General features: G+C 43.6%; 8 protein-coding genes and 1 riboswitch. Of the genes, 3 read left to right on the top strand and 5 right to left on the bottom strand.

Annotated features, from left to right (window positions below; translation table 11 throughout):
- Positions 1-176: 176 nt before the first annotated feature.
- Positions 177-3,563: a bifunctional aspartate kinase/homoserine dehydrogenase I gene (gene thrA, locus FEK29_RS16950; RefSeq protein WP_138259624.1), complete on the bottom strand. Its 3,387-nt coding sequence runs from the start codon at positions 3,561-3,563 to the stop codon at positions 177-179.
- A gap of 61 nt (positions 3,564-3,624) precedes the next feature.
- A complete protein-coding gene (locus FEK29_RS16945; RefSeq protein ID WP_138259623.1) occupies positions 3,625-4,905 on the bottom strand; it encodes an O-acetylhomoserine aminocarboxypropyltransferase/cysteine synthase family protein in 1,281 nt (426 codons plus the stop codon).
- Positions 4,906-5,047: 142 nt separating this feature from the next.
- Positions 5,048-5,163: riboswitch (SAM riboswitch) on the bottom strand.
- An 843-nt stretch (positions 5,164-6,006) separates the two neighbouring features.
- Here FEK29_RS16945 and FEK29_RS16940 point away from each other — a divergent pair.
- On the top strand, positions 6,007-6,345 hold the full coding sequence (locus FEK29_RS16940; protein WP_240042779.1) for an endonuclease domain-containing protein: 339 nt from the start codon (positions 6,007-6,009) through the stop codon (positions 6,343-6,345).
- A gap of 396 nt (positions 6,346-6,741) precedes the next feature.
- On the opposite strand, the gene FEK29_RS16935 is transcribed toward FEK29_RS16940, so the two are convergent.
- Together FEK29_RS16935 and metK are read right to left on the bottom strand one after the other, a co-directional pair.
- Complete coding sequence (locus FEK29_RS16935) at positions 6,742-8,682, bottom strand: CocE/NonD family hydrolase (RefSeq protein ID WP_138259621.1); 1,941 nt, start codon at positions 8,680-8,682, stop codon at positions 6,742-6,744.
- Between the two features lie 103 nt (positions 8,683-8,785).
- Positions 8,786-10,042 carry a methionine adenosyltransferase gene (metK, locus tag FEK29_RS16930; protein WP_138259620.1) on the bottom strand — a complete coding sequence of 419 codons (1,257 nt, stop codon included), beginning with the start codon at positions 10,040-10,042 and terminating at the stop codon, positions 8,786-8,788.
- A 332-nt stretch (positions 10,043-10,374) separates the two neighbouring features.
- Between metK and FEK29_RS16925 the strand changes: the two genes are divergently transcribed.
- Positions 10,375-10,989, top strand: a complete 615-nt coding sequence (locus FEK29_RS16925) for a deoxynucleoside kinase (RefSeq protein WP_138259619.1) — start codon at positions 10,375-10,377, stop codon at positions 10,987-10,989.
- A gap of 106 nt (positions 10,990-11,095) precedes the next feature.
- On the opposite strand, the gene FEK29_RS16920 is transcribed toward FEK29_RS16925, so the two are convergent.
- The gene (locus FEK29_RS16920) at positions 11,096-12,121 is read right to left on the bottom strand and encodes an App1 family protein (RefSeq protein WP_240042778.1); all 1,026 of its coding nucleotides are present in this window, start codon (positions 12,119-12,121) and stop codon (positions 11,096-11,098) included.
- Between the two features lie 170 nt (positions 12,122-12,291).
- Here FEK29_RS16920 and FEK29_RS16915 point away from each other — a divergent pair, with 170 nt between their 5' ends.
- Positions 12,292-12,993: an energy transducer TonB gene (locus FEK29_RS16915; RefSeq protein WP_138259618.1), complete on the top strand. Its 702-nt coding sequence runs from the start codon at positions 12,292-12,294 to the stop codon at positions 12,991-12,993.
- Positions 12,994-13,001 lie beyond the last annotated feature (8 nt).

Below are 13,001 nucleotides of genomic sequence, written 5' to 3'. Positions count from 1 at the left end.
TTAGCAATTAGCAATTAGCAATTAGCAATTAGCAATTAGCAATTAGCAATTAGCAATTAGCAATTAGCAATTAGCAAAAAAACACTTTTCATTTTTCAATTTCCATTTTTCTCTTCTCTCTTCTCTCTTCTCTCTTTTCTCTTTTCTCCTCTCTCTTTTCCTTTTCTCCTTAAAAGTCAGCTTTTCTCCGCAATCCGTAATATATCTCCAAAAACCCCACGGGCGGTCACCGCGGCACCTGCACCGGCACCTTGGATGACCAAGGGGTTTTCACCGTAAGACTCGGTATAAATTTCGATGATGGAGTCAGACCCTTTTACCTGCCCCAAGGCACTTTCCTTGGGTACGGAAACGAGTTTCACATCCAAGATACCTTTTTCCTTTTGCAAATCCCCATGTAGGTCGCCCACATAGCGCAATACATGGTTCGGTTTTTGGTTCCTTTTGATTTCGTTGAAGGTATCGTCCAACACCTCCATATGCTCCATAAAGAAATTCACATCTCCTTTTTCCAAGGTCGACGGAATCAGGTTTTCAATGTTGATATCAGTAAATTCGTTGCTCAGATCCAATTCCCTTGCCAGAATTAACAGCTTTCGGCCCACATCGTTCCCGGAAAGGTCTTCCCGAGGGTCAGGTTCCGTAAAGCCTTTTAGTTTGGCATCCTTTATAATGGAGGAAAATGGGGCATCCACCTCAGAAAAGGTATTGAAAATATAACTCAAAGACCCTGAAAATACGCCTTTGATACGGGTGATATTTTCGCCCGACAAATGCAATAATTTTATGGTATCAATCAGCGGCAAGCCAGCACCTACATTGGTCTCGTACAGGTATTGCTTTTGGTGTTTGTCCAATTCTTCACGCAATAATTGATAGTAATCGAATCCAAGGGTATTGGCAATTTTATTGGAGGAAACAACATCGAAGCCGTTCTCCACAAAATCGAAATAATGGGCCACAAAATCCCGACTAGCGGTGTTGTCGATGACGATCAGGTTTTCCAGATGATTGCTTTTGGCAAACTCGATGACATCCTTGACCTCATAGGATTTTCCCTTGCTTTGGATGTTGGTCTTCCATCGACCTGTTACCCCGTTAGCGTCCAACAATACCTTTCTTGAATTGGCAATGGCGAAGACTCTCAAATCGATACCTTTTCGGGCCTCGATATTTTTGGCCGATTTCAAGATCTGGTCGATCAGTGTTCCTCCAACGTTTCCGTGACCGAAAACCGCCAGATTTACCTTTTTGCTCACCCCGAAAATCTGCCCATGCATCACGTTTACTGCCTTGGTCAAGTCCGATTTCCGCACCACCAAACTCACGTTTTTACCCGATACCGTATTGTTGAACAACAGCGGTACGATCTGGTTTTTGATAAGGGCATTGAAAGGTTTGTGGAAGGTGCTCAAATCCTGACCTACCACGGAAATGACCGATACGTCGGCTACCACCTTGATCATATTGATGTCCTGACTCTGGAAATCGCTCGAAAACTCGTTCTCCAAGGCTCGCTTGGCGCGTTCCGCCTTGTCGCGCTTCACCACCAAACCGATTCCCCGCTCCGAAGAACCCTGGGAAATAATGCTTACACTGATGTTGATGGCCTCCAAAGTCTTGAAGATACGGGCATCAATACCCACTTTCCCCAACAAACCGCGCCCTTCCAGGTTGATCAAGGCCACATCCTCAATGACCGAAATGGAACGGATACCTTCTTTGCTGGACTTGGCACTGATCAGCGTGCCCTCGTTATCGTCGTTATAAGTGTTTAAAATCCGTAGCGGAATGTTCTTTTCAATCAACGGAATAATCGTCTTGGCATGCAAAATCGTGGCTCCAAAGTTGGCCATCTCGTTCGCCTCTGCATAACTCAAGTTGCTGATTCGCTTGGCCTCCTTCACATAATCCGGATTGGCAGTAAAAATTCCATCGACATGCGTATAATTTTGCAACTCTTCGGCATCCAAGAAATTGGCCAAAAGGGCGGCGCTGTAATTACTGCCGTTCCTTCCCAGCGTAGTGGTTTCCCCGTCCTCGGTAGCGGCAATGAAACCCGTAATGATGGGAACGGCATCGTGGGGCAATTCCGCAAACTTCAACAACACCTTTTCCTTGGAAACATGTTCCAAGACTTTGGCATCCCCAAAAGTGGCATCGGTGGTAATGAGTTCCCGTGAATCCAAAAATCGGGCATTAATGCCTTTACCGATCAAAAGTTTGGTCACCAATTTAGCCGAAATCAATTCCCCATACGCCAAAACCTCATCCTTAATCTTGGCACTATAATCGCCCAATAAGGAAACCCCTTCGAACAACTTGGCCAAGCTCTTGAACTCCTTGGAAAGGTTTACATTGCAGTACGTATGCTGTTGGTAATTTTCCAGTGCCTCGAAATCTTCCTTGTACGGTTTTCCCTTGGCGGCCTTATCCAACAGACTTTCCAATTGATCGGTCGCCTTTTCACGTGCGGATAACACCACGGCAATATTCTCGCCTGACTTCACTTTGGAAACGATGACGTCCAACACGCGTTCCAATCCCTCTCCGTTGCTCAAGGACTTCCCCCCGAATTTCAAGACTTTTACCTTTCCCGATTTTCCATTTGTATTGAAAATGGAACTCAGCAGTTTTTCCATTTGCTCGAACTCGATCAGAAAGGCATCATGACCATGGAGCGATTGTACCTCGCCATAGGTTACGTTACTATTGGCCTGGGCCAACTGTTTAAAGGTATCCTTGTTCTCCTTCGCCGTAAAAAACAGGTCGGAATCCACCCCAATGATATGGATATTGGTAGCACTATTTTGAAGTTTGATGAAGTTCTCTTCGCCGTTTCGGGTCACATCGATGGTCTTCAACAATTGGTTCATCAGTTTATAGGCCGATAATTGAAAGCGTTCCTGTAACTTTTCCCCGTGGTGCATCAGCCAGCTTTCCACATTGAACACCTGAAGCTCCTCGTTCGTACTGCGTTTAAACCGCTCCTTGAAGGACTCGGGGGTACGATAGCACAACATGGCGTGCATACGGGCGTCGTGTACGGGCTGTTTGGAATTCACCAGAAACTGTTCCTGGATCTGACAATTGGCGATGAGCCAATCGGTCGATTTCCAGTCAGACGCCACTGGAACCAGATGCTCCGTCAAATTGGGATTGATGGCCGCCATTTCCCAGGCGATACCCCCTCCCAAAGAACCCCCGATGATGGCAAAAAGCTTTTTAATGTTCAGTTTTTCCAACCCCAACAAGAAAATGCGGGCGATATCCCCGGCCACAAAATCCTTATAATTTTCAATGACAAACTTATCGTATCCGTTTCCGGGGATGTTAAAACAAAGGATGGTATACTTTTTCGTATCGATGCATTTTCCATCGCCGATTAAGGCAGACCACCAACCGTTTTCTCCCGTAACGTTGGAATTCCCCGTGAGGGCATGGTTCACCAAAATTATGGGAGCCGTATGGAGCTTGGCCCCAAACAGTTCATAGGACAGTTCTATATCCTGGGTTACTCCAGAAAGCGTGGTATATTCCCTTATATGTAAATGATGTAGCATAGGATGCCAAAATTATCTATTTATCAGCGTTTTGCCGTGTATTGACTCGTTTCTTTTACCGCTAGATATTGGCTGCGGCAAAGGCCTGTTCCAAATCGGCCTTTAAATCTTCTATATCCTCTAGGCCAACGGAAAGTCGGATCAAATCCTGAGAAACGCCCGCACCCAGTTGCTGTTCTTGCGTCAACTGCTGATGTGTGGTACTCGCCGGATGGATAATGAGGGATTTTGTATCGCCAATATTTGCCAAAAGCGAGAATATTTTGGTGGCATCGGTCACGCTTTTGGCCGCTTCAAATCCTCCTTTAACCCCAAAGGTAACCAAGCCGCTTTGGCCTTTGGGCAGGTATTCCTGGGCCAAATCATAATAATCGTCGCCCTTTAATCCGGGATATTTTACCCAAGCGACCTCGTCCCTGCTTTGCAGCCATTCTGCAAGCTCCAAGGCATTCGCACTATGTTGCTTAATACGCACGGGTAAGGTTTCCAATCCCTGTATAATTTGAAAGGCATTGAACGGACTCAAAGCACCGCCAAAATCCCTAAGACCTTCCAAAATCAGTTTAAAGGTAAAGGCTGCAGCTCCCAAGGCTTCATGATATACTAAACCGTGATACCCTGCGGAAGGTTCCGTAAATTCCGGGAATTTTCCATTGGCCCAGTCGAAAGTACCCGCATCGATAATGGCACCGCCCAAAGATGTACCCTGACCCCCAATGTATTTTGTCAAAGAATGGATGACCAAATTGGCGCCATGTTCAATGGGGTTTAATAATGCCGGAGTGGCTACCGTATTATCCACGATGAACGGAACGCCCGCTGCTTTGGCTTCCTTGGATATAGCCTTTAAATCGAGAACGTCCAGTTTTGGATTTCCCAAAGATTCCACAAAGATAGCCCTGGTATTTTCCTTTACGGCCTTCCCAAAATTTTCGGGTTTTGAGGCATCTACAAAGGTCGTATGGATTCCCAAACGTGGGAGCGTCACATTCAACAGGTTGAACGTACCCCCATATAAACTGCTGGAGGCTACAATATGGTCCCCGGCCTTTAAAAGCGTCAACAACCCCGTAGAAATGGCAGCCGTTCCCGAGGAGAATACCACCGCACCGATACCACCTTCCACAGCGGCCAAACGGTCCTGAAGAATCTGGTTGGTAGGGTTGTTCAAGCGGGTATAAATAAAGCCCAATTCGGCCAAGGAAAATAGATTGGCCGCATGTTGGGTGTTATTGAATACGTACGACGATGTCTGATAGATAGGTACGGCCCTAGTACCTGCGGATTGTGTAGTGTCATGCCCGGCATGAAGTGCGTTCGTTGCTAATTTTTGATTGCTCATGATTTTTGTTTTTTAATGGTTAAGTCCTTGATTGATCGCGGACATCATAAATTGATTAAAAAAGCCAAACCCGAACCTGCCGACGATGCGGTTCGATAAAATCAAAAAGTTATAAGAAAGTGAATCGAAGAAATTTCGATGACTGTTATCCTTCCCCAAACGGGGTAGAATGTAGCACCTTCTTGTTTCCGATAATCGGGTGAACAAGGGTTGCTAAGGCTTCAAAGGGTCCAATCCCTCCACCTTTCTTGATAACTATTCAATACGTGTTTGAACTTAACGGGGCAAATATAAGGGCAGGAACTTTTAAAATCCTAATCAAATCCAAAAATTTAACAAAACCCTAGTGAAACGATAGGTTTAAACCTCTTTCCCTTTATGGCAAACCTTAAAAAGCTCCTCCCTTTAAAAAAGGGAGGTGGCGCGATACGGAGTATCGGGTCGGAGGGATTGTAAAATATTAATTAAAATCCCAATCTCCCCGACTCGGCATGGCCGAATCACCCCTCTTTGCAAAAGAGGGGTGCAAATTTTATAGCAAACAAGTGAAAATTTAAGTTCCAAAAAAAGCTCCTCCCTTTGGAAAAGGGAGGTGACGCGATACGAAGTATCGGGTCGGAGGGATTGAAAATATTAACCTAAATCCCTATCTCCCCAATTCGGCATGGCCGAATCAACCTTCTTTAAAAAAGAAGGGAGCAAATTTTATACTAAACAAGTTGATAATGTAAGTTCCAAAAAAAGCTCCTCCCTTTAGTAAAGGGAGGTGGCACGATACGAAGTATCGGGTCGGAGGGATTGAAAATATAAACTCAAAACCAAACTCCCCGATTCAGCAACGCCGAATCACCCCTCTTTTCTAAAGAGGGGAGCAAATTTTATAATAAACGAGTGAAAATTTAAGTTCCAAAAAAAGCTCCTCCCTTTTTCAAAGGGAGGTGGCGCGATACGGAGTATCGGGTCGGAGGGATTGAAATTTTTGAACAAACAAGTCAATCTCCCCGATTCAGCAACGCCGAATCACCCCTCTTTTCTAAAGAGGGGAGCAAATTATTAGTATTTTTAGTTGTGCCTAATAAACACCATAACCGCAAGGAATTTTTGGACAGAAGAAAAGAGCTTAGAAAAAAGTTAACTTCTGCCGAAGCCTTTTTATGGAAACATCTGAAAGCAAAACAATTGGAAGGTAGAAAATTCCACAAGCAACACAGTATTGACTGGTTCATTGTGGATTTTTATTGCCCTTCTGAAAAATTAATCATTGAATTGGATGGGCAAGTCCACATGAATCCAGTGGCCCACACCCATGATGAAAAACGGACCGAGCACATTGAGAATCTTGGTTTGAAGGTAATCCGATTTGAAAACAAAATGGTATTTGAAAATTTACCATCCGTACTAGAAGAAATCAAAAATAACTTTACAAGCTCCTCCCTTTAGAAAAGGGAGGTGGCTCGATACGGAGTATCGGGTCGGAGGGATTGAAAATATTGTACTCAAAACCAATCTCCCCGATTCGGCATGGCCGAATCACCCCTCTTTTCTAAAGAGGGGAGCAAATTTTATAGCAAACAAGTGAAAATTTAAGTTCCAAAAAAAGCTCCTCCCTTTGGAAAAGGGAGGTGACGCGATACGGAGTATCGGGTCGGAGGGATTGAAAAAATCAAACCAAAAATCAATCTCCCCGATTCAGCAAAGCTGAATCACCCCTCTTTGCAAAAGAGGGGAGCAAATTTTATAGTAAACAAGTGAAAATTTAAGTTCCAAAAAAAGCTCCTCCCTTTGGTAAAGGGAGGTGGCGCGATACGGAGTATCGGATCGGAGGGATTGAAATACTTACGGTAATACCGTAAACTCAATCTTGGAATCCGTGAAAACCGTATGGGTCTGGGTCTTAAAGTCGGTTTCATCCGCCTTAAAAATATTTTCCACATACGTTTGGGGGTTCAAATCTATTAAAGGAAACCAGGTGCTCTGCACCTGAATCTGTAATTTGTGTCCCTTTTTGATTGTATGGAATACATCCTGAAGCTTAATATTTACAGCCGTTTTTTCATTGGGCACAAAGGGTTCCGGGTCTGAGAAACTGTTCCGAAACCTTCCCCTTAATACCTCACTACGCACCATCAAATGGTAGTTGCTCATTTTAAGATGGTCCTGCATCTCCTCATGATTTTCGGCATCGGCAGGGTGCACATCGATTACTTTTACGATCCAATCCGCAGCCGTTCCCGTGGTGGCAACATTCAAATTCGCCATAATATCGCCTGCCAAGGTAAGGTCCTCTGTCAAAACATCGGTCTCAAAAACCAATACGTCCGACCTTCTTGCGGCGAATCGTTGATCGTCCGTCATATATTTTCTAGGGGTGAAAACCGATTTAATATCCTCCGAATACGGTACCGGTTTTTTAATATCACTAACGAACTGTATTCCTGTTTCGCCCCGCTTCTCCGTGGTCAATTCCTGATTTTCGCTCAGATACATATCCTGCTTCTCGACCCCGGCAGGTGGCCAGGTATCGTATTGTTTCCACTCCTTCCTACCGGAATCAAAGACATAGGCTTCGGGGAGTCCACTATTCATGCTTCCATCGCCTTTGAGAAAATGATGGAAAAACTTCGTCTCAATGTTTTCCTGAAAAAATTCGGAAATACCATCCCCAAAATAATAATTCCCTACGATGTTCTTTCCCCTGCTTCTGGCCCATCCGCCATGGTCCCAAGGACCAAATACCATGGTGTTGTAGTTGTCCTTATTATACTTTTCAATGTTTTTGTAGGTTTCCAAGGGACCGTACAAATCTTCGGCATCGAACCAACCCCCAACAATCATGGTAGCTACATGGTTTTTTACATCCTTCAAGTGTTGGATAAGTCCCCGGCTTTGCCAAAGCTCATCGTAATTGGGATGTTCCTTTAACTCGTTCCAAAAGAAATCGTCCGTCTGGCCGTCCATGGCCATCCTTGGGGTATCCCCGGTTTCGTACTCAAAAAATCGATCTAAATTTTTTAAGGGCCCTGCATCCAGAAAAAACTGATACTGGTCTTCCGTTCCCAGGTCCGGAAGGTCATACCATGCCGTATCAATGGGCTGATCCCCATTGGGCCTAGGCGTCCCGAAAACGCTCGTCGCCCTAAAATAACTCAACAAATAGGCGCCGTTGTGGTGGAAATCGTCAAAAAAGAAATCGCCGATACACGCCTGGGGCGAAGCCGCCTTTAAAGCCGGGTGCGCATCCACCGTGGCATAGGTGGAATAAAACCCGGGATAGGAAATGCCCCAAATTCCTACCCTGCCATTGTTGTTTTCCACATTGTTCACCAACCATTCTATAGTATCGTAGGTGTCTGAACTTTCATCGATGTCTTGATCCGATTTCTTATTGGGAATAAAGGCCCGCATATTTTCATAGTGGCCCTCGCTCAACCACCTGCCCCGCACGTCTTGATATACCACGATATACCCCTCCTTCATCATATGCTTATTGGGTGCGATAGCTTCCTTGAACTGACCTTCACCATAGGGTCTGGAACTATAGGGGGTGCGTTGCATAATGATAGGATATTTTACGGAAGTATCCTTAGGGGAATAAATGGTGGTGTGTAGCTTAATACCGTCACGCATTTCAATATCCACCTCCTTTTTGGTGTAATTGTCGGCTACATAGGTATCCGAAACCTCAATGGTCTCCGTAGTTTGGTTCGTTCTTTTGCAGGAATACGCAAAGGAAGTAATAATGAACAATGTCAGTAGATACTTTAAGGTAGATTTCATTATGGTTGAATTAATTGTCCTTAAAGCTAGGAAAGAATGGTTATTCCTGAAAATAAAAAAGAGCCATATATGGCTCCTTTATGTAAATAGTATTGAAAATTTGTTATAGCCCAAAGGCGACTTTTACCTCCTGCACCATATCCAATTTCTCCCAGGTAAACAATTCTACTTCCATTTCAACCCGACCGTTATACGGGGATTCGAAAACTTTGATCACTTTTTTGGATTCCTTACCCATGTGACCATAGGCAGCGGTTTCCAAATAAATGGGGTTTCTAAGCTTTAGGCGTTCCTCGACCGCAAAAGGTCTTAAATCGAACAATTGCCTTACTTTTCTGGCAATTTCACCGTCGCTCAAATTGACATTGGACGTTCCATACGTTTCCACAAAAATGGACGTAGGTTCCACTACCCCAATGGCATAACTTACCTGAACCAAAATTTCATCGGCGACGCCGGCAGCAACCAAATTTTTGGCTATATGACGCGCCGCGTAGGCCGCGCTACGGTCTACCTTGCTGGGATCCTTACCACTAAAGGCTCCTCCACCATGGGCTCCCTTGCCTCCATAGGTATCCACGATAATCTTTCTTCCGGTCAAACCGGTGTCCCCATGAGGCCCACCGATGACGAATTTTCCCGTGGGATTGATATGATAGGTAATCTGGTCATCGAACAATTGCTGAATTTCCTCAGGCAATTGGGATTTCACCTTAGGGATAAGGATGGATATGATGTCCGATTTAATCTTTGACAGCATAGCCTCATCGTTGGAATCAAAGGCATCGTGCTGGGTGGACACCACAATGGTATCGATACGTTGCGGTACATTTTCATCCGAGTACTCGATGGTTACCTGTGCCTTGGCATCCGGTCTTAAGTATTTTATTTCCTTCCCTTCCCTACGAAGTTCCGCCAAGGTGTGCAATATTTTATGGGAAATGTCCAAGGCCAAAGGCATGTAATTCTCCGTTTCCTTTGTGGCATAACCGAACATCATCCCCTGATCCCCGGCTCCCTGTTCCTCTTTGGAACCCCTGTCCACACCTTGATTGATGTCTTGGGATTGTTCATGAATCAAGGAAATTACGCCACAGGAATCGCCACTAAATTGGTACTCGCCTTTGGTATATCCTATTTTATTGATGACCTCCCTTGCAATATTCTGCACGTCCAAATAGGTATGGCTTTTCACTTCTCCAGCCAATACTACCTGACCCGTAGTAACCAAGGTTTCACAGGCCACTTTACTTTCTGGGTCAAAAGCCAAAAAATGATCCAACAGGGCATCACTGATTTGATCTGCCACTTTATCCGGATGTCCTTCACTAACGGATTCCGATGTAAATAAATACGCCATTTCTTTTTCTTTTAAAAAGGATTTGGAAGTTGCCCGACTAAAGGAGGTATTGTTTCTCAGGAGAGCGCCGGAAACGTTCCCGACACAAAACTGCTTTAGCATTTTTAACGAGGTTGCAATCAGTCAAATCCTTCCTCTTTATTTATGGGCCAAAGTTATTCAAAAAGTTTAATTATCAAAGTTAGATTAAGCGTTTTACAACCTAATTTTCTGCATTTTATCAAATAAAAATATTGTAGGCATTTCAACTACTATTTTTTCTGAAAGTTAATATACTTCGTATATTGTACGCTACAACTTTTTCAGAACAACTAACCGTTAAATAACACCAAATGCACATTGCCGTAGCAGGAAACATTGGAGCAGGTAAAACCACATTGACAAGATTACTGGCCAAACATTATAAGTGGGAAGCGCATTTTGAGGACGTTGTGGACAACCCCTACCTCGATGATTTTTACACCCAAATGGAACGTTGGAGCTTTAACCTTCAAATCTATTTCCTAAACAGCAGGTACAGACAAATTGTCCAGATCCGGGAAACCGGTAAGGACGTCATACAGGACCGTACCATTTATGAGGATGCCCATATTTTTGCACCCAACCTTCATGCCATGGGCCTTATGACCAATAGGGACTTTAAAAATTATTCCAGTCTGTTTGAATTGATGGAATCTTTGGTGGAACCCCCTGAACTGCTTATTTACCTTAGAAGTTCCATACCCAATTTGGTAAAACAGATACACAAACGAGGCAGGGATTATGAAAACAGTATTTCGATTGATTATTTAAGCCGATTGAACGAACGCTATGAAGCGTGGGTCCACGGTTATGATAAAGGTAAATTGTTGATCATTGATGTGGACGAAATTGACTTCGTGGACAAACCCGAGGATCTTGGTAAAGTAATTAACAAAATCGATGCGGAAATAAACGGGTTATTTTAAACCCTCTCAAGTAGACTACCTAGGGCTAGGCCACAAGGCATTCGTAGTAAGCGACCTTCTAATTTCGGGTCAGGCCTCGGTAAATAAAACCCTTTGGCGGTGCCAATTAAATAAAACCTTGTTCTTTTGCATGGGCTATGGCTTCTTCCGTTTTGTTCACCATTAAAAAGGGAATGTTTTTGTGGGCCGAGAACAAATTGGATACCCTGGCCATTCTTCGGCCGTCCGATACACTCCTCAAGTAAATGGCCTTTATCCGGTTGGGAAACAACTTTGCAATTTCAATGTAAATATCCGCGTCCTTTTCACCACTATCTCCAATTAGAATGAAGGAAAGCTGCGGATAAGTATTTAAGATTCCCGTGATTTCCTTTTGCTTTTGGGGTTTCTCACTTCGTTTTCTTCGGGTAAAACTGGACATACTTCGCAGTAAAATGGGACCTTTTGGGAATTTGTTGATCGTAAGAAAAAGTTCCAAATATCGGTATAGGTTCCAAGGACTATGGCTTACATAGAAAATAGGGTTCGCCTCTTCCTCAGCTTTGCCTTGATGAAGTAGATGATAAAATTCCGCCGCCCCTTCCAAGGGCCTTCTGCTTGTCGCCCTTTTAAACATGGTATTGATAATCACTTCCCACTTTAAGGAAGAGACCACGCCCGTATGCAAGATGGTATCATCAATATCACTAATGACCCCAAATTTTGCCTTAGCACTGGGAATCAACATTTCCCCGGGAAAGCGGTTTTGGTTTATTATTTCCCTTTTTAGTTTGGTGTCCTGAAAGGAGATTTCAAATTTCACCCACCCTTCCTCGTTCACATATTCAGAAAGGTTCTCCACTTGCTCGTTCACCAAATAATATCCTTCATGGTCCGTCTTTCCTTGAAGGATGATGGTATCGCCAATGGCAATTCGTATTGGGGTGTTTTTAATCTCATCGGTCTCGAACCGTTTCCAAGTATTGATCAATAACTTAAAAGCGCCTTTATGCCCCAGGTCGATATTCTCATCTTCCAGCGCCCTACCACGGACATAGAATCTATGAGAAGTCCCATATCCATTAAATGCGATAATCTGAAGTTTATCCTTTTTAAGAAATCCCATATGCTCAAAAATACATTCATTTTCCATTGGGCATGAAAAATTTTACCGTAAAAATACCGCTAGTAGATTTTCACTCATTCAAACAGACCCTTCACTCATTGGCCATTTTAAGACCGAGTCCTTTAGCATAGCTTTAGTTCATAACAAAACGCATGTATAATCAGGCTTGCACCATGGAAGCCACAATTATTTAAAAGATGAAACCAAAAAAGAACCCGAAAAAAGACCTCATCAAAAAAAGTGGCCTTTTCTTTGTTTTAGGACTCATGCTCCTACTAGGGCTGGCATTTGTTGCCTTGGAATGGAAAACGTATGAACCTAACTCCATCTATGATGTAAGCATGAATGTTGCTCCAATTGAAATAGATGAAGAACCGCTAGAAATATTTAAGATTGAAAGACCCAAAATTAAACAAGTGCTTCCCCCTGAAATAAAAGTGGAAGACAACGATGTTGAAATTGATGAAACTGAAATATTATCTACAGAAGCTGATACCGAAACCGAAATAATTGAACCTGAAGATTTAGTGGTTGAAGAAATAGAGGAAGAGGTCAATGTAAACTGGATAACGATAGAAGATGTGCCCGTTTTCCCAGGTTGCGAAAATGCCAAGGACAAACGGGAATGTTTTAACGAAATGATGCAAAAGCATATCCAAAAAAACTTCCGTTATCCAGAAATGGCCCAAGAAATGGGGATTCAGGGTAGGGTCAGTACCCAGTTTGAAATCAAAAGCGATGGATCTATTGGAACCATACAAAAAAGAGGACCCCATAAAATTTTGGAGGAAGAAGCTATTCGCATTCTTTCAAAACTTCCTAAAATGACCCCAGGAAAACAAAGAGGAACTCCTGTAAAGGTCTCTTTTAGTATTCCCATTCATTTTAAACTTCAGTAATACTTCGG

The sequence above is a fragment of the Maribacter aurantiacus genome, from assembly GCF_005780245.1.
Classification (GTDB): Bacteria; Bacteroidota; Bacteroidia; order Flavobacteriales; family Flavobacteriaceae; genus Maribacter; species Maribacter flavus.
This window is presented reverse-complemented; position numbering and strand designations above follow the sequence as displayed.